The organism is Arthrobacter sp. PM3 (genome assembly GCF_003352915.1).
In the GTDB taxonomy this organism is placed as follows: Bacteria; Actinomycetota; Actinomycetes; order Actinomycetales; family Micrococcaceae; genus Arthrobacter.
On record NZ_CP022314.1, the window covers coordinates 2,752,890 to 2,770,616 of the forward strand.

The window sequence follows — 17,727 nt, forward strand, 5'->3', positions numbered from 1 at the left end:
TTGTGTGGTGCGGGCTGTACGGTGTTCACCATGGACCCCACAGCAACTGACTCCGCATCCGGCACTGCAACAGGCGCCGATGCCACCGTGCGGCGGTACGCCACCGGGCGGCAGTACGAGCTCCGGCGCGGGGACGCGCTGGCCGTCGTCACCGAACTCGCCGCCGGGCTGCGGCTCTACAGCCGCGGCGGGACCGCTCTGACAGAGAGCTATGGCGACGCCGACATCCCGCCCGGCGCCACCGGCATCACCCTGGCGCCCTGGGCCAACCGGGTGGAAGACGGCACCTGGTACCTCAACGGCAAGAAGATGCAGCTCGACATCACCGAGGTCTCCCGCCACAACGCCAGCCACGGCCTGCTGCGGAACTCCGCCTACGAACTGGTCGATGAGGACGAATTCTCCGTCACCCTGGAGGCAGCCGTGTTCCCGCAGCACGGCTACCCGTTCCTGCTGCGGCACCGGGTCCGCTACGAGCTCGCCGACGACCTCGGACTGGTGGTGCGCCAGAGCCTCATCAACGACTCCCGGGACCCCGCGCCGTTCGTGCTCGGCGCGCACCCGTACCTGCGGCTGGGCGACGTGCCCGCCGAGGACCTCACGGTGACCGTCAGCGCCCGGACCCGGCTGGTCGCCGACGACCGGCTCATCCCGCGCAGCACCGCGCCTGTCAGCGGCGATTTCGACCTCCGCGGCGGACAGCCCGTGGGGACGCTGGACCTGGATTCGGCGTACACGGACTTGGAGTTCGACGGCGGCGTCGCCCGGCACACGTTGCGGGCACCGGACGGGCGGACCGTGAGCCTGTGGCAGGATGCCGCCTGCGGCTATGTCCACGTTTTCGTGACCACGGAGTTTCCCGGCCGGACCAAGGCGGTCGCGATCGAGCCGATGACCGGGCCCGCGAACGCGTTCAACAGCGGCGAGGGACTGCGCTGGCTGGCACCGGGGGAGCAGTTCTCCATGAGCTGGGGCATCACCGCCTCCTTGACTGACGCGGCTGACTGACGCCGCCGGCTGATACCGGGGGAAGCCGGCCCAACGGACTGTCCCGGCGCGCCGCGGGCCGGTTTCCCATTAACCGGCGGCTGGGGAAGTATGGGGCTATGACGCCAGCTGAGGACGCCACCCCCGCCACCAACCCCGCTGTTTCCGCGGCAGGGACCGGATACCGGGCCCGGCCCAAAACGGACCGCGAGATTGACCAGGACATCCCCTACGGCGTGCGGATCGCCGCCGCCTGGGCCTGGCGCGTCGGGCTGATCATCCTGGTGCTCGGCGGCCTGGTCTGGCTGCTGAGCCATGTCAGCTTCCTCATCATCCCGGTGATGGTGGCAGCCCTGCTGTCCGGGCTCCTCAGCCCGATCGTGCGCTGGCTGGCCCGGCGCAGCGTGCCCAAGGGCCTGGCGGTCGCCATCACGGTGCTCGGCTTCATCGGCGTGATTATCGGCGCCCTGGTCCTGGTCGGGCGCCAGCTCACCCAGGGGTTCGGCGAGCTGTGGTCCCAGGCGCTTGAGGGCGTGCAGCAGGTCCAGACCTGGCTGTCCGAAGGCCCGCTGCACTTGACGGCCGCCCAGATCGACAAGTACATCCAGGACGCCACCGCCGCCCTGCAGAACAACAGCAGCAGCATCCTCAGCGGGGCACTGACCTTCGGCAGCACGGCCGGGCACTTCGCCGCCGGCCTGGTGCTGGCGCTGTTCGTGCTGATCTTCTTCCTGCTGGAAGGGGACAGGATCTGGGCCTTCCTGGTCCGGCTCATGCCGCGGAAGGCGCGCCGCGCCACGGACGGCGCCGGCCGCCGCGGCTGGGCCTCCATGGTCAGCTACGCCCGGATCCAGATGTTCGTCGCGTTTGTCGACGCCGTGGGAATCGGCGTCGGTGCCGCCATCATCGGCGTGCCGCTGGCGCTGCCGCTGGGCGTGTTGGTGTTCCTCGGTTCGTTCATCCCGGTGGTCGGTGCGCTGGTCACCGGGGCCATCGCGGTGCTGCTGGCCCTGGTCGCCAACGGGCCCGTCAACGCCCTGATCATGCTGGCAATCGTGCTCGGGGTCCAGCAGCTCGAAAGCCACATCCTGCAGCCGCTCGTCATGGGCAAGGCCGTGGCCCTCCACCCGGTGGCCGTGATCCTGTCCGTCGCGGCGGGTTCCTACCTCGCCGGAATCCCCGGCGCGCTGTTCTCCGTGCCGATCCTGGCCGTAGCAAACTCGTCGATTCGCTACATTGCCGGCAGAACGTGGGAACATGATGAAGTGCTGGCAACCGCGGGACCCGGGGGCAGCCCTGCCTCAGAGCCATCCGCGGATACCACCTTCACTGACGCCCATCTGCCGGGCGGAACCCCCGGCCGCGAGGGCGCCGCACCCAACAGCGGTGCTCCGGGCAGCGATGCCGGACGGGGCACCGACGCCTGATCCGAAGAAGGAGAACAGTTCGTGAATACCCTTGAGAGCCTGCCCGTCACGCTGGACGATGTCCTGGAGGCGCAGAAGCTGCTCGACGGGATTATTACGCGGACGCCCGTGGAGTCCTCCCGGGCCCTCGGCGGCATGGTGGGCGGCGAGGTCTTCCTCAAGTGCGAAAACCTGCAACGGGCCGGTTCGTTCAAGGTCCGCGGCGCCTACGTGCGCATGGCTAAGCTCTCCGACGCCGAAAAGAAGCGCGGCGTGGTGGCGGCCTCCGCCGGAAACCACGCCCAGGGCGTCGCGGTCGCCGCGAAGAGCCTGGGCATCAAGGCCCGCATCTACATGCCGCTCGGCGTCGCCCTGCCCAAACTGGCCGCCACCCGCAGCCACGGCGCCGAGGTGGTCCTGCACGGCCACAACGTGGACGAGGCGCTCGCCGAGGCCCGGCGCTACGCCGACGAAAGCGGTGCCGTCTTTGTCCACCCGTTCGACGACGTCGACGTCGTGGCCGGCCAGGGCACGGTGGGCCTGGAAATCCTCGAACAGGTGCCCGACGTCGACACCATCCTCATGGGCGTCGGCGGCGGCGGCCTGCTGGCCGGCGTCGCCGTCGCCGTGAAGGCCCGCGCCAAGGAACTGGGCCGCGATATCCGCATCATCGGCGTCCAGGCCGAGAACGCGGCCGCCTACCCGCCCTCGCTCGCCGCGGACGCCCTCGTCCCGCTCAAGAAGGTCTCCACCATGGCGGACGGCATCGCCGTCGGCCGGCCCGGGCAGCTGCCGTTTAGCATCATCCGCGAGCTGGTGGACGACGTCGTCACCGTCAGCGAGGACGCCCTGGCCCGGGCGCTGATCTTCCTGCTCGAACGCGCCAAGATGGTGGTGGAACCCGCCGGGGCGGTCGGCGTCGCCGCGCTCATGGAAGGCAAGATCGAAAACCCCGGAACCGTCGCGGTGGTGCTCTCCGGCGGCAACATCGACCCCATGCTGATGCTCAAGGTGATCCAGCGCGGCCTCTCCGCCGCCGGCCGCTACATGACCGTGCGCATGATGCTCGACGACCGGCCCGGCTCGCTCGCAACCATCGCCCGCATCATCGCCGAAAACGACGCCAACGTCACCGGGCTGGACCACACGCGGGTGGGCGGCTCCATCAGCATGGGCGACGTCTCCATCACGGTCAACCTGGAAACCAAAGGCCACGAGCACTGCAGCCAGGTCCTGGCAGCACTGCGGGCCGAGGGCTTCCAGCCGATCGTGGTGCACTAGGGGACGTGGTGCTGGAGCCGTCCGGCGGCGGCCAGCCGGGAGCCGGGGACACCCCCGCAGTACGGGCCCGCCGGGGCCTGCTGGTGGTGGGCTCGTTCGTGGTGTTGCTGTACCTGATCGAGATCGTCAACACCGTCATGCTCCATGCCCTGAACCGCACGTTCGGGCTGCGCCCGCGCAGCCTGGACGGGATCTTGGACATCCTGACGTTTCCGCTGCTGCACGCCAGCCTGGCCCACCTGATGTCCAACACGCTCCCGCTGGTCATCTTCGGGTTCCTCGTGTTCCTGTCCGGCCGGCGCGTCTTCATCACCGCCCTGGCCGCCAGCTGGCTTGCCTCGGGAATTCTCGTCTGGCTGATCGGCGGCACCAGCGTCACCGTCGGCGCGTCCGGACTGGTATTCGGGCTGTTCTCGTTCCTGCTGGTCCGCGGCTTCTTCAACCGGAGCTGGTGGCAGATCGTGCTGTCGGTGGTCCTGTTCATGGCCTACGGCGGCATCCTGTTCGGCGTCCTGCCCACAGTGGCCAGCTTCGTCTCATGGCAGGCCCACCTGGGCGGGGCAATCGGCGGCGTCGTGGCGGCGCTGCTGCTAAGCACGCGGCGCCCGCGGTAAAGGGTAACTGCGCAAATAACGACGCCGGCCTCCCCTTGAAGGGGAGACCGGCGTCGTTGTTGATCCATGCAGGATCCTGTGCGGCGTTGTCAGCCGGTGTACGGCTTGGCGGAGATGATTTCCACCGCGATGGCCTTGCCGTTCGGGGCGGTGTAGCTGAGCTTGTCGCCCTCCTTGTGGCCCACGATGGCCGCGCCGAGGGGTGACTTCTCGCTGAAGACGTCCAGGTCCGAGCCACCGGCGATCTCGCGGGAGCCGAGGAGGAAGGTTTCCTCGTCGCCGGCAATCTTTGCCACGACGATCATGCCCGGCTCCACGATTCCGTCATCGGCCGGGGCCTCGCCGACGTGGGCGTCGCGCAGGAGTACCGTGAGCTGGCGGATGCGGGCCTCGATCTTGCCCTGCTCCTCCTTGGCAGCGTGGTAGCCGCCGTTTTCCTTGAGGTCGCCCTCCTGGCGCGCGGCTTCGATCTTCTGGACGATTTCTGCCCGGCCTGCGCCGGAAAGGTGGTCCAGCTCTGCCTTCAGGCGGTCAAAAGCTTCCTGGGTTAGCCAAGCCGCAGTTGCGCTGTTGGTGGTAGACACGGACTTCTCCTTTGGGTGGTCATACAAACAAAGACCCCGCCACGATGGCCACTTTTAGGACGCAGGGTCTTTGGCAGTAACCAGCTCAGCGGGGAAAGGTATTGATCCATTGTAGGCAATCCTGTGGATAAACCAAAGACGAATGCGGTGCGGATCACACCGTGTCGCGCCCCGGCCTACTTTCCGGCGTCGGGAATCCAGCAGCTGTCGACGACGGCGGAGACCGCTTGGGACTCCGTGCGCAGTTCGGCGCGGTGGGCGGTGGTGCGTCCGCCGTCCGTGCCGACGTCGGCCCCGTTGGGGGCGATGTCCACGACCTGCCAGCCGACAATCGCGAACTTCGAGTCCATGGCTTTGACGGCGCATTTGGCGTCCGTCGCCGGCTCCTTGGTGACCTGGAAGTCGATCTCCGTCAGCGTGGCGTCGCGGGTGCTGTAGCCGATGTCCTTGAAGCTCACGCTGGCGGTGGCCGCCGACGTCGACACCCAGGCCAGGAAGGCGATGCCCACGGCGAGGCCGGCGATGAGGATGTTGCGTTTGGCCTTGCGGGTCAGCGCGCGCTTTTGGCCGCCGTAACGATTGGCTAGGCTGGTAGGTGCCGGCGCGGCGGGCTGATCCTCGGAAGTCACTCATCCAGTTTAGTGTGGATCGGACCGGGACGGTGCCGCCCGCCAGCCCCGCACTGTCCGCCTGCATTGTCCGTTCGTACTGCACCGTCCGTTCGTACTGCACCGTCCGTCCGCAGAGACCCGCACTGTCCGCCCGAAGGGAAGGACAGCAGAAAGAGGAGCCGTCCCCCGATGACAGCAGCCCCCAGCCCGTCAGCCCCGCTCCGTCTGCTGGCGGTCCATGCTCATCCCGACGACGAATCGAGCAAGGGCGCCGCCACGATGGCCATGTACGCCGCCGCCGGGGTGGACGTCCTGGTGGCCACCTGCACCGACGGCTCCCGCGGCGACATCCAGAACCCGGCCATGGAGGGCAAACCGCACCCCAAACGCGACATGGCCGGGGCGCGCCGGCTTGAGATGGATGCCGCGGCCAAGGTCCTCGGCGTCCGGCAGCGCTGGCTCGGATTCGTGGATTCCGGCCTGCCGGAGGGCGATCCGCTGCCGGACCTGCCGGCGGGGTGCTTCGCCCTGCAGCCGCTGGAGCGGGCGGCCGCGCCCCTGGTCCGGCTGGTTCGGGACTTCAAGCCGCAGGTGATCCTGAGCTATGACGAGAACGGCGGCTACCCGCACCCGGACCACATCATGGCGCACCGCGTGGCCGTCGAGGCGTTCGCTGCTGCCGGCGATCCCGCCCGGTACCCGGGCACCGGGGAGCCCTGGACGCCCAGCAAGCTCTACTATGACCGCGCCTTCAGCCCGGACCGCTTCCGCGCACTCCACTTCGCCCTGGAAGAGGCCGGCCTGCAGTCGCCGTATGCCGAGCGTCTGGCCGCTTGGCTCGAAGCGGACGCCGAGGGCCACACCCCGCCGCCGCCGACCCACCCCACCACCACCCAGATCGAGTGCGGCGACTTTTTCGAAGCCCGGGACGAGGCACTGCGGTCCCACCGCACCCAGGTGGACCCGGAAGGGTTCTTCTTCGCGGTCTCTCCGGCCATGCAGCGCAGGGTCTGGCCGTGGGAGGACTACTCCCTCATCGAGTCCCGCATCCCGTCGGAACTGCCCGAAAAGGACCTTTTCGCCGGGCTAAGATAGACGGGAGAGCGATCTTCTATTCCGTGTAGAAAAGACACTGCGGGTAGAAGAGCCGCCGCAGAAAGACACCGGTTTCCACAGAAGGTTTTCACCGTGCATTCCTTGCTCATAGCTCTGGCAACAGCCCCGGCGCCCAGCCCTACGCCGTCACTGCGCCCGGGCCTGTCCGAGGACCAGGTCACCCCGGGTCTGCTGGGCTTCCTGCTGACAGCCTTCATCGTGGTGCTGACAGCGTTCCTGATCGTGGACATGGTGCGGCGCATCCGCCGGGTCCGCTACCGGGCCCAGGTGGAGGCCGAGCGCGAAGCCGCCGAAGAGGCTCCGGACGGGGCCGGGGCCGGCACGTCCGGCGGCGGCGGGCTGCCTTCCGATGGCGGGGTTTCCCGGCCGGAAGTCAACGGCGATGCAGGACCCGGCAACCGCTGACGGCGGCACCCCTGACCCGCAGCCCGAGGCATCGAACGCCCTGGCCGCGGAACCCTCTGCCTATCTGCGCCAGCACGCCGGCAACCCCGTTCACTGGCAGCCCTTCGGCGACGCGGCCTTCGCCGCCGCAGCCGCCCGGGACGTGCCGGTGTTCCTCTCGATCGGCTACGCCGCCTGCCACTGGTGCCACGTCATGGCGCACGAATCCTTTGAGGACCCGGACACCGCCGAGTACCTGAACGCCCGCTTCGTCCCCGTCAAGGTGGACAGGGAGGAACGCCCCGACGTCGACGCCGTCTACATGGCGGCCACCCAGGCCATCAGCGGCGAGGGCGGCTGGCCCATGTCAGTCTTCCTCCTGCCGGACGGCCGTGCCTTCCACGCCGGCACTTACTTTCCGCCCCGGCCCCTGCCCGGCCGGCCCTCCTTCCGCCAGGTCCTGGAAGCCGTCAGCGAAGCCTGGACGCAGCGGCGCGGCGCCGTCGAAGCCAATGCCACCACCCTGGCGCGCGGCATCGCAGCGTCCCAACCGGCCGCCGCCGTCCGGCTCGACGGGACGCCGGCACCCCTGGATCCGTCACTTCTGGCCGACGCCGTCGGAGCCCTGTCCCGCTCCGAGGACCAAGCCCACGGCGGGTTCGGCGGCCCGCCGAAATTCCCGCCGTCGGCCGTGCTCGAATTCCTGATCCGGCACGCAGCCGTGCCCTCCGACACCGCCGCGGCGGCCAGGGACATGGCGGGCCGGACCCTCGCCGCAATGTCCCGTTCGGCGCTCTTCGACCAGCTTGACGGCGGCTTTGCCCGGTACAGCGTGACCCGGGACTGGTCCGTCCCGCATTTCGAGAAAATGCTCTACGACAACGCCCAGCTGCTGCGGGTCTACGCCCACTGGGTGCGGCTGGGCGGCACCCCCGAATATCCGGCCGCGGAAGCCGCCGGGGTCGCCGGGCGAACTGCGGACTGGCTCCTCGCCCGGCTCGGGCTGCCGCCGGAGGGACAGGGACCGGCCGTGGCCCTGGCATCGTCCCTGGACGCCGACACGGTGGTCGACGGCGTGCACGCCGAGGGCGCCAGCTATTTGTGGACCCCCGCCGGGCTGGAGGCTCTCCTGGGACCGGACGACGGCGCCGCCGTCGCCGCCCTCATGAACGTCCGGTCGCCGGGCAGCGTGACCGCCGACGGCTCGCCCCTGCATCCGGGCCGGGAGCTCGCTGGCGCGGAGGCCGCGCTGTGGCAGCGGGTCCGTCCGGTGCTGGCAGCCGAACGCGCCGCCCGGCCCCGGCCCGGCCGGGATGAGAAGGTCGTGGCCGGCTGGAACGGGCTGGCCGTCGCGGCACTCGCGGACGCCGGAGCCGTCCTGTCCCGGCCGGACCTCGTGGACGCCGCCGAGCGGATCGCGGGCTATCTGGAAAGGGTGCACTGGCAACCTTCCGGGGAAGGCCCCGGCCGGCTCATCCGCGTCTCCCACAGCGGCGCGGCGCGCGGCATCGGCGGCCTGCTGGAGGACTACGCGTTTTTCGCCGAGGGGCTGTTCGCGCTGTACGGGGTCACCGGGCACACCCGCTGGTACCGCCTCGCCGAGGCGGTCCTGGCCGCCGCCTGCGCGCGGTTCGCGGCCGACGGCGGGCTGAAGGACACAGCGGGGGAGTCGGCGCAGGTCACCGCCGCGCAGGGCGGACGGGACGGTCTGGACGTGTTCGACAACGCCGCCCCCAGCGGCGCCGCCGCCCTGGCCGGGGCGCTGGTGACCCACGCGGCCCTGTCCGGCTCGACGGCGGACCGCGCCCTCGCGGCCAACATCCTGTCGCTGCTGCCTCCGCTCGCGCTCCGGGCACCGCGCGTGGCCGGCTGGCTGCTCGCGACGGCCCAGGCCGCTCTCGCCGGCCCCGTCGAGGCCGCCGTCGCCGGGCCGGACACGCCGGAACGGGCCGCGCTGCACCGGGAACTGCTGCGCTCCGCCAGCCCCGGCCTTGTCATCGCGGTCCAGGACGACGACGCCGGGCCGCCCGTGCCGCTGCTGCGTGGCCGCGGCGCGGCCCCGGACGGCAGCCCGCAGGTGTTCCTGTGCCGGGACATGGTCTGCGACCTTCCGGCAGGTTCCGTCGAAGAGGTGCGCCGGCGGCTGGCTAGGATGGCTTCATGATTTCCCAAGACGGCTTTGACCTGGTGGTTTTCGATTGTGACGGCGTCCTGGTGGATTCCGAGGTGATCTCCGTCCGGGTGGACCAGCGGGTGCTGGCAGATCTCGGCTGGGAGCTGGAACTGGATGAAATCGTTGAACGGTTCGTCGGGAAGTCCGAGGCGCACTTTGTTGCCACCGTCGAGCAGCAGCTGGATATCCGGCTGGCCGACGGTTGGGACCGCGAGTACGGGCTCTGGTACCAGGAGGCGTTTGAACGCGACCTTGAGGCGGTTGACGGCATCGAGGAGGCCCTGGACCGGCTGCAGCTGCCGCACTGCGTGGCCTCCAGCGGCAGCCACGAGAAGATGCGCCGGACCCTGAGCCGGACCGGGCTGCTGCACCGGTTCGAGGGACGCATCTTTAGCGCCACGGAGGTCGCGAACGGCAAACCGGCACCGGATTTGTTCCTCCACGCCGCCGCACGGCTCAACACGGCTCCGGAACTGTGCGCCGTCGTCGAGGACAGTGCCTATGGCGTGCAGGCTGCCCGGGCCGCCGGAATGCACGTCTTCGCCTATGCAGGCGGCGTCACCCCGGCCGCGCGGCTGGCCGGACCAGGGACAACCGTCTTTTCCGACATGCGCCAGCTGCCCGAGCTCATCGCTGCCGGGCGCCCCTGCTGACCCGTCAGCCGATCGTGGCTGGCGCCCGGCCCGGCAGGCTCAGCTCAGGACCGCGATGGCAATGGCGATGTAGTGCGCGGCGAAGGCGACCACCGTCATGGCATGGAACAGTTCGTGGAAGCCGAAGTGCTCATAGCTGAAGTTCGGCTTCTTCAGCGCGTAGAAGACGGCGCCGGTGATGTAGAAGACGCCGCCGACGCAGATCAGCACCGCCGAGGCGACATTCGCGGCGAAGAAGTCCGGGAGGTAGAACAGCGCCCCGCAGCCCAAGGCGATGTAGATCGGCACGTAGAGCCAGCGCGGGGCGTTGGTCCACAGGAGCCGGAACAACACGCCCAGAACGGCGCCGGACCAGATGACCCACAACAGCACTTCGGCCTTCTGCCGGTCCAGCAGGGCCCAGGCCAGCGGCGTGTAGCTTCCGGCGATCACCAGCATGATATTGGTGTGGTCCAGGCGCTTCAGGACCATCTTGACCCGCGGGGACCAGTTCCCGCGGTGATACACGGCGCTGACGCCGAACAGCAGTACCCCGGTGACGGCGTAGACGGCACACGCGACCTTCAGATCCGCCGGAGCCAGGATCACGAGCACCAGCCCGGCGGCCAGCGCCAGCGGGGCCGTCACCGTGTGGATCCAGCCCCGCCATTTGGGCTTGATCATCAGCAGTTCGGCAAGCCGCACCGCGGCATCGTCCACCGGGGTCCGCTCAGTTGCCGGACGCTCCGGACGGGGTTCCGGACTGTTGCTCTCCATCCCGCAATAGTAACCTACGGGAAAGTAAGTTACCCGCGAGTAATAAGCATCCGGCGGCCATCCCGGGGCCGCCCTGCGCGCGGCAGGACGCTCATGCGGGTAGCCTAGGATGTGCACTGAACACAGGATCTCAAGGAAGCCAGGTGAATCTCCGGATGGAATTGCCCGGATTCCTCTACGGCTTTTACGAGCGCAACTTGCAGCGTTCCCTCGACCCGGAACGGATCCCCCGGCACATCGGTGTCATGGTCGACGGCAATCGGCGCTGGGCCCGCCAGTTCAACGCCCCCACGAGCCAGGGGCACCAGGCCGGCGCGGACAAGATCCACGAATTCCTCGGCTGGTGCCAGGAGCTTGGCGTCAAGGTGGTCACCCTGTACATGCTCTCGACGGACAACATGAACCGGTCGGGGGAGGAACTGGACCTCCTGATGGGCATTATCGCCAACACGATGGACCGGCTGGATGAGGACGCGGACATCTCGGTGCACGCGATGGGGGCGCCGGAACTGCTGCCGGATTATCTGGCCGAGCGGCTGAACAAACTGACGGCCCGCACGCCCGTGCACGAAAAGCTGCACGTCAATGTCGCCGTCGGCTACGGCGGGCGGCGGGAAATCGTCGACGCCGTCCGGGAACTGCTGCACGACGCCGTCGCCCGCGGCGCGGACATCGCACAACTGGCCGATGACCTCACCGTGGATGACATCTCCCGGTTCCTCTACACGCGCGGCCAGCCGGACCCTGACCTTGTGATCCGGACCTCCGGAGAGCAGCGGCTATCCGGGTTCCTCATGTGGCAAAGCGCGTACAGTGAGTTCTACTTCTGCGAGGCCCTGTGGCCGGCCTTCCGCAAGGTCGACTTCCTGCGCGCCCTGCGCGATTACGCCGGCAGGCAGCGCCGCTTCGGCGCCTGATCCGTTCACGCGGAGTTCACAAGAAAGCAACAAGAATCGCCGGAAAATAACCGGACAAACCGGCCGCCGGAGACGTACCTTGAGTGCATCGGCAGGTAATTCGCCGGCCGATCGGGGAGGCCAGTACATGGAGCGGATTTTCGCACCGGGTGTATGGGGGGCCGCGTCCGGCCTCCAGGCCGAGCCGCCTCACCTATAACAATTCCGGGCATTGTCCCGGGGCTGGAGTCGATGTGGCTATTTCTGAGCAACTGCCCGTTTCCGAACAGGGACAGAAAGCTACCTCTCGCGCCAAGCGAGCCACCTCAAAGACCGGTGCAGCGCATGCAGACGCTGCGGCCGGTCTTGCTGTTTCCGGGGAAGGAACAGAGCGCCGGGGCACGGCCCGCAGTTTCGTGATCGACACCTCCGTGCTGCTCTCCGATCCGCGGGCCCTCCTGCGCTTCGCCGAGCACGAGGTCATCCTGCCGATCGTCGTCATCACCGAGCTCGAAGGAAAGCGGCACGACCCCGAACTGGGCTACTTCGCGCGCAAAGCGCTCCGGCTGCTGGATGACCTGCGGCTCGAGCACGGCGGCCTGGACCGGCCCATCCCGCTCGGCCGCGACGGCGGCACGCTCATGGTGGAGCTGAACCACATCTCCGCCGAGGTGCTCCCGGCCGGCTTCCGCGGGGCGGACAACGACAGCCGCATCCTGGCGGTGGCGAAGAACCTGGCCAATGAGGGCCGCGATGTCACCGTGGTGTCCAAGGACCTGCCGATGCGCGTCAAAGCATCGGCGATGGGGCTGCTGGCCGACGAATACCGCAACGAACTCGTCAAGGACTCCGGCTGGACCGGCGTCGCCGAGGTCGACGCGGGCGAGGACGAGGTCGCCACCCTCTATGGGCACGAACCCGTGTTCATCCCGGCCGCGGCCGAGATGCCGACCAACACCGGGCTCGTGCTGCTGTCCAACCGCGGCTCGGCCCTTGGGCGGGTCGGGGCGGACAAGCAGGTCCGGCTCGTCAAGGGGGACCGCGACGTCTTCGGGCTCCACGGGCGCTCCGCCGAGCAGCGGCTCGCGATCGACCTCCTGATGGACCCCTCGGTCGGCATCGTGTCCCTGGGCGGCCGCGCCGGCACCGGCAAATCCGCCCTGGCCCTCTGCGCCGGCCTCGAGGCCGTCCTGGAGCGCCGGGAGCACCGCAAGGTGATCGTCTTCCGGCCCCTGTACGCCGTGGGCGGCCAGGAACTGGGCTACCTTCCCGGATCCGAGGCGGAAAAGATGAACCCCTGGGCCCAGGCCGTCTTTGACACGCTCGGCGCCCTGGTCAGCCAGGAAGTCGTGGAAGAGGTGATGGACCGGGGCATGCTCGAAGTCATGCCGCTGACCCACATCCGCGGCCGCTCACTGCACGACGCCTTCGTGATCGTCGACGAGGCCCAGTCCCTGGAGAAGAACGTGCTCCTCACCGTGATGAGCCGGATCGGACAGAACTCCAAGATCGTCCTGACCCATGATGTCGCCCAGCGCGACAACCTCCGCGTGGGCCGGCACGACGGCGTGGCCGCCGTGGTCGAGACGCTCAAGGGCCATCCGCTGTTCGGCCACGTCACCCTCACCCGCTCGGAGCGCTCGCCGATCGCGGCCCTGGTGACGGATCTGCTGGAGGGGGCGGAGATCTAAACCCGTCCCGTGTTGGGCCGCGGTCCGGTTTGCCGTGATTGGGCTGCCGGGCCACGGCCCTTCGTCGTGGTCGGGTTTGCCGTGGTTTGGTCCGCCGGGCGGCGGCGCCCCGCCGTCGCTTAGACACCTCCCGTCGCTGCGCTGTGGTCGCTGGGCGACCTCCGCTTCGCTTTGGTCGGCGATGCGCTCCTTTGCGGGACACCGCGGCCCGTCTAGGTGCGCCGCTCACTCGCCGCGATGGTCTTTGGTAACGGTGAGGTGCGTACGCGCCGGGGCGCGGTCTTTCGTAAAGGAGCGCATCGCGACGCATCGGACCCCGGAGGTCGCCCGGCGACCGCAGCGGGTCCCATGCGTTGTGTCTAAGCGACGGCGAAAGGCCGTGTCACGGCAAACGCAACCACGGCAAACGCAACCACGGCAGCTCTCATCATCGGTTGCTCCGGAACTGCCCTTCTGGGCGTCCTAAAAGGCGGGTACGGAGCAGTCGATGACGGGGTGCCTACTCGGCCGGGACGTCCCAGCTGATGTGGCGGCGGACGTCCGTGAGGTTCATCGATTCGGCGAGGAACAGGTCATCGAGCATGTATTCGTCCACGCCCAGGATCCTCAGCCAGTGTCCGTAGCCGGGCTCGCCGCCGGTATCCGGCGCATCCAGCCAGCGGCTCGCAACGCAGACGCCCGTGCCGGCGTCGATCCTCAACAGGGTGCGTCCGGGCAGGCAGATCGGGGTTGCCGGGTCGGCCGGACGGTAGGACGGGTTCGGGCTGACCGTGGCCTCGAGGGCGGGGCGGCCCTCGTGGTCCACTTCCGTGACGGAGCCCAGTTCCACGGCGTTGGAATTGGGGAATTCCAGCGGGACGGGGGAGTTGCCCGCGAGTTCCACGGGGTCGAGGACGGCGGCAAACCGGCCGTTCCCAAAGGACGGTTCGCCGTACGCTGCCTCCGGGCGGCGGCGCACCAGACCGTCGTCGTCGTACACGGGGGTGACGAGGTTCGGCGGCAGGAGCCAGGTCTTCCGCGTGGAACTGACGTAGAAGCCGCCGCGGGAGTCATTGATGCCGGTGGTGCTGGCGATCACTAGTCCGTCGGCGGTTTCCAGCCGGAGGGCGCCGGGCCTGCGCAGCCACGCCCGGACGAGGTCTTCGGGAGCGCCGGCTGCGGCAGAGCCTGCGGTGCCTGTGAGGGGCCGGTCCAGGTATTCGAATCTCAGCGACTGCCACTTCCAGGGCGAGGACCGGCACAGGTCCCGGAAGGCCGCTGCCTGGTCTGCGGGGCCGCGCGGCGTGCGGGGACCGCGCCCGTTCCTGCTGTCCCATGCGGCCATATCCACAGTTTACGCGCGGGGGCCCGCGGGTCGGACGAATATCCAGTAGCATCCGAGAGTGATCGAACGACTCGGCGACCTCGGGGCTGCCAGCCCGCTGGCTTTCTGGCTGGCGCTGGCCGCGTGTGCCTATTTTTTCGTCATGGCCGTGCGGCTTACCGTGATCGACGTCCGGCACCATCTGCTGCCGGACCGGATCGTGTTCCCCTCCTATGCGATTGCCGGGGTCCTGCTGCTGGGCGCGGCCGCCAGCCGGTTGCTGCCCCTCGGGCAGTCGGCCGCCGGCACGCCCGTCGCAGGGCTGTTCGGCGTGCCGGGGCTCCGCGTCCTGGCCGGCGGCGCGGCCCTGTGGCTCTTCTATTTCCTCCTGCACACGGTGTATCCGCCGGGAATGGGGTTCGGCGACGTTAAGCTCGCGGGCGTCCTGGGCATGTATCTGGGTTTCCTGGGCTGGGGGCACGTCTTTGCCGGGACCTTCGCGGCGTTCGTCCTGGGCGGCCTGTGGAGCCTGGGCCTGCTGCTGGCCCGCCGCGGCACGCTGCAATCGGCCATTCCCTTCGGCCCGTTCATGCTGGCAGGCACGGCGGCGGCCATGCTGCTCCTGCCCGCAAGTTAGCCGTCCTGTCACGGCGGGCTGCTGGCCCGGGGCTGGAAGCGCGCACCCACGACGCCACAAATCCCCGGCGACGCGCAAAATACCCTCCGCACCCAAATTCGGGTAGCGCCAGAGAATTTGCGCGTCGCAGATCGGGGGCCGCGTCGCAGAACGGGATCCGCATGGCGGGCGGCTCAGGTGCGGGCGGCCGCCCGTTCCGCCTCGAGGCGTTCTGCTTCCTCGCCGCCGACCGCCTCGCCCCGGGCCACCATTCCCGCGGTGTCCGAGAGCGGGATCTGCTTGAGGGTCAGGGCCAGGATCAGGGCGATGCCCAGGAACGGCAGCAGGTACCAGAACACCGGCGCGAGCGAGTCGGCGTAGGCGTTGACGATCGCGTCCTTGAGCTGGGCGGGCAGCTGGCTGAGGGCCTGCGGGTCCAGTGTGCGGGTGGACTGCGACGCCTGGTCGGCGGACGCTCCGGCGCCGGTGAAGGCCCGGGTCAGGGATTCGGACAGCCGGGTGGTGAAGATGGAGCCGAACACGGCGACGCCGAGGGACGCGCCGACTTCGCGGAAGTAGTTGTTGGTACTGGTCGCCGTGCCGATCTGGTCCGCCGGCACGGAGTTCTGCACCACGAGGACAATCACCTGCATGATGGAGCCGAGGCCGGCGCCGAACACGAAGAGCTGCACGCAGATCACCCAGATGGGCGTGGCGGCGGTGAGGGTGGTCAGCCACAGCATGGCGGCGATGGTCAGGACAGCCCCCAGGACCGGGAACATCTTGTACTTGCCGGTCTTGGAAATGCGGACGCCGGAGAAAATGGCCATGCCCATGAGACCCACCATCATCGGCAGCATCAGCAGGCCGGATTCCGCGGCGGAGGTGCCGGAGGACATCTGCAGGAAGGTGGGAACGAAGGCGATTGCGGCGAACATGCCCAGTCCGAGGGTGAAGCCGATGGCCGTGGAATTGACGAAGATGCGGTTCCTGAACAGGCTCATGGGGATGATGGGGTCCTCGGCCAGGCGCTCCACCAGGACAAACGCGGCCGCGGCAAGCACGAGCCCGGCACCGAAGGTCCACGTCAGCGGTGAATCCCAGCCTTCGTCCTTCTTGCCGCCGAAGTCGGTGAAGAAGATCAGGCATGTGGTGGCGGCCGAGAGCAGGAGCACGCCCAGGATGTCGATCCGCTTCTCGGCCTTCTTGTTCGGCAGGGTCAGGGTGAACCACGCGATGGTGAACGCGGCAATGCCGATCGGGATGTTGATGTAGAAGGCCCATTCCCAGGTCAGGTGGTCCACGAAGAAGCCGCCCAGCAGCGGCCCGGCAACGGCGGAGAGGCCGAAGATGGCGCCCAGCGGGCCCATGTACTTGCCGCGCTCCTTGGCGGGGACGATGTCGGCGATGATGGCCTGGGAGAGGATCATGAGGCCGCCGCCGCCGAGGCCCTGGACGGCGCGGAAGACGACGAAGCCCCAGAAGTCGGTGGCAAAGGCGCAGCCTACGGACGCGAGGGTGAACAGGCCGATGGCGATCAGGAAGAGGTTCCGGCGGCCCAGGATGTCACCGAATTTTCCGTAGATCGGCATGACGATGGTGGTGGCCAGCAGGTAGGCGGTGGTGATCCAGGCCTGGTGTTCCACCCCGCCGAGTTTGCCGACGATGGTGGGCATGGCGGTGGAGACGATGGTCTGGTCCAGGCTGGAAAGCAGCATGCCCGCGATGAGGGCGGAGAAGATGATCCAGATGCGTTTCTGGGTCAGCAGCAGCGGCTCGGCTACTGGTTTGATGCTGGCGGCGGCGCTCATTGCGCTCCTTCGGAGGGGGAAAGCGGGTCGGGGAGGGCGGTGCGCGAATAGGGCTGGGAGAGCAGGAGCCTGGCGGCTTCGAAGTTTTCGATCAGCAGGTCGCGGTACGTGCGGGTGTTGCCTTCGGAGAAATACGCGAGGCTGGTGTGCCGGCCGATGCTGCCCATGACCACCACGGCCATCCGCACCACGGGGTGGCTGGCCGGCACGCCTTCGCGTCTGGCGAGGAGTCCGGCGAAGTGCGCTTCCCGCTCCTCCGTGGCGCCGATGATCTTCAGCATCAGCTGCGGTTCCTTCTTGATGACGCCGATCAGCTGCCGGGTCTCTTCCTCGGAACTGCTCATCCGCTCGGCCAGGCTGAGTGCGAGCTGCAGGAGGTCCTGCAGCAGGCTGGCCGAGATTTCCCCGGCCGGGGAATCCTGGCCGCCCCGGAGGAACTCGTCGAAGGCATCCTCGGGGAGCTCGTCGTCGACGTGGCCCAGGATGGCGTCTTCCTTGGTGGGGAAGTAGTTGAAGAATGTCCGCCGGGAGATTCCGGTCCGTTCGCAGACGTCTTCGACGGTGTAGCCGTTGAGGCCCCGTTCGGAGGTCAGGGAACGGGCGACGGCAGTGATCGCCGCCCGGGTGGCAGCCCGCTTGCGCTCCCGGAGCCCGCCGCCAGTAGTTGCACTTTCGTTCACGAAGTAAAGTTTTGCACTGTTGGAGAAAGAGTGCAATTTGTTTCCGTTGCCGGGATTTCATTGGGCTTGGGTTTCCCGCGGCGGGCTCACCAACGGACGACGGCGGCCGCCCGCCTTCGCTGGGAAGGTGGGCGGCCGCCGTCGTACTTGCCGGTGCCTCCGCCG

17 protein-coding genes are annotated in these 17,727 nt (G+C 68.7%); 11 read left to right on the forward strand and 6 right to left on the reverse strand.

Annotated features, from left to right (window positions below):
• Positions 1-30: 30 nt before the first annotated feature.
• The 4 genes from CFN17_RS12555 (at position 31) to CFN17_RS12570 (ending at position 4,288) form a co-directional block, all read left to right on the forward strand.
• Entirely contained in the window at positions 31-1,008 is a 978-nt protein-coding gene (locus CFN17_RS12555) for an aldose 1-epimerase family protein (RefSeq protein WP_208748041.1), read from the forward strand.
• A gap of 98 nt (positions 1,009-1,106) precedes the next feature.
• Positions 1,107-2,414, forward strand: a complete 1,308-nt coding sequence (locus tag CFN17_RS12560; RefSeq protein WP_208748042.1) for an AI-2E family transporter — start codon at positions 1,107-1,109, stop codon at positions 2,412-2,414.
• A gap of 21 nt (positions 2,415-2,435) precedes the next feature.
• Positions 2,436-3,674, forward strand: a complete 1,239-nt coding sequence (gene ilvA, locus CFN17_RS12565; protein ID WP_208748044.1) for a threonine ammonia-lyase — start codon at positions 2,436-2,438, stop codon at positions 3,672-3,674.
• Positions 3,675-3,682: 8 nt separating this feature from the next.
• Complete coding sequence (locus tag CFN17_RS12570; RefSeq protein ID WP_261792189.1) at positions 3,683-4,288, forward strand: rhomboid family intramembrane serine protease; 606 nt, start codon at positions 3,683-3,685, stop codon at positions 4,286-4,288.
• An 89-nt stretch (positions 4,289-4,377) separates the two neighbouring features.
• Here CFN17_RS12570 and greA read toward each other — a convergent pair whose 3' ends face one another.
• Both greA and CFN17_RS12580 read right to left on the reverse strand, forming a co-directional pair.
• Positions 4,378-4,872 (reverse strand): transcription elongation factor GreA, encoded by a 495-nt coding sequence (greA, locus tag CFN17_RS12575; protein WP_208748046.1) that lies wholly within the window; start codon positions 4,870-4,872, stop codon positions 4,378-4,380.
• Positions 4,873-5,048: 176 nt separating this feature from the next.
• A complete protein-coding gene (locus CFN17_RS12580) occupies positions 5,049-5,501 on the reverse strand; it encodes a DUF4307 domain-containing protein (RefSeq protein ID WP_208748048.1) in 453 nt (150 codons plus the stop codon).
• Between the two features lie 171 nt (positions 5,502-5,672).
• Between CFN17_RS12580 and mca the strand changes: the two genes are divergently transcribed.
• The 4 genes from mca to CFN17_RS12600 all read left to right on the forward strand — a co-directional run bounded on the left by mca (position 5,673) and on the right by CFN17_RS12600 (position 9,809).
• Entirely contained in the window at positions 5,673-6,578 is a 906-nt protein-coding gene (gene mca / locus CFN17_RS12585) for a mycothiol conjugate amidase Mca (protein WP_208748050.1), read from the forward strand.
• 93 nt (positions 6,579-6,671) lie between these two features.
• A complete protein-coding gene (locus CFN17_RS12590) occupies positions 6,672-7,004 on the forward strand; it encodes a hypothetical protein (protein WP_208748052.1) in 333 nt (110 codons plus the stop codon).
• Positions 6,982-9,147 carry a thioredoxin domain-containing protein gene (locus CFN17_RS12595; RefSeq protein ID WP_208748057.1) on the forward strand — a complete coding sequence of 722 codons (2,166 nt, stop codon included), beginning with the start codon at positions 6,982-6,984 and terminating at the stop codon, positions 9,145-9,147. The genes CFN17_RS12590 and CFN17_RS12595 overlap by 23 nt, the downstream gene beginning before the upstream one ends.
• Entirely contained in the window at positions 9,144-9,809 is a 666-nt protein-coding gene (locus CFN17_RS12600; RefSeq protein WP_208748059.1) for an HAD family phosphatase, read from the forward strand. The genes CFN17_RS12595 and CFN17_RS12600 overlap by 4 nt, the downstream gene beginning before the upstream one ends.
• Before the next feature lie 39 nt (positions 9,810-9,848).
• On the opposite strand, the gene CFN17_RS12605 is transcribed toward CFN17_RS12600, so the two are convergent.
• The gene (locus CFN17_RS12605) at positions 9,849-10,565 is read right to left on the reverse strand and encodes a hemolysin III family protein (RefSeq protein WP_208748061.1); all 717 of its coding nucleotides are present in this window, start codon (positions 10,563-10,565) and stop codon (positions 9,849-9,851) included.
• 155 nt (positions 10,566-10,720) lie between these two features.
• On the opposite strand from CFN17_RS12605, the gene CFN17_RS12610 reads away from it, so the two are divergent.
• Positions 10,721-11,482, forward strand: a complete 762-nt coding sequence (locus tag CFN17_RS12610) for an isoprenyl transferase (RefSeq protein WP_208748064.1) — start codon at positions 10,721-10,723, stop codon at positions 11,480-11,482.
• A gap of 233 nt (positions 11,483-11,715) precedes the next feature.
• Positions 11,716-13,152 carry a PhoH family protein gene (locus CFN17_RS12615; RefSeq protein WP_208748066.1) on the forward strand — a complete coding sequence of 479 codons (1,437 nt, stop codon included), beginning with the start codon at positions 11,716-11,718 and terminating at the stop codon, positions 13,150-13,152.
• A gap of 499 nt (positions 13,153-13,651) precedes the next feature.
• On the opposite strand, the gene CFN17_RS12620 is transcribed toward CFN17_RS12615, so the two are convergent.
• Complete coding sequence (locus CFN17_RS12620) at positions 13,652-14,476, reverse strand: hypothetical protein (protein ID WP_208748068.1); 825 nt, start codon at positions 14,474-14,476, stop codon at positions 13,652-13,654.
• Positions 14,477-14,534: 58 nt separating this feature from the next.
• Here CFN17_RS12620 and CFN17_RS12625 point away from each other — a divergent pair, with 58 nt between their 5' ends.
• Positions 14,535-15,092: an A24 family peptidase gene (locus CFN17_RS12625; RefSeq protein WP_208748070.1), complete on the forward strand. Its 558-nt coding sequence runs from the start codon at positions 14,535-14,537 to the stop codon at positions 15,090-15,092.
• 173 nt (positions 15,093-15,265) lie between these two features.
• Here CFN17_RS12625 and CFN17_RS12630 read toward each other — a convergent pair whose 3' ends face one another.
• Both CFN17_RS12630 and CFN17_RS12635 read right to left on the reverse strand, forming a co-directional pair.
• On the reverse strand, positions 15,266-16,882 hold the full coding sequence (locus CFN17_RS12630; RefSeq protein ID WP_208748072.1) for an MDR family MFS transporter: 1,617 nt from the start codon (positions 16,880-16,882) through the stop codon (positions 15,266-15,268).
• Positions 16,879-17,562, reverse strand: a complete 684-nt coding sequence (locus CFN17_RS12635) for a TetR/AcrR family transcriptional regulator (RefSeq protein WP_208748074.1) — start codon at positions 17,560-17,562, stop codon at positions 16,879-16,881. Before CFN17_RS12635 ends, CFN17_RS12630 begins: the two co-directional genes overlap by 4 nt.
• Positions 17,563-17,727 lie beyond the last annotated feature (165 nt).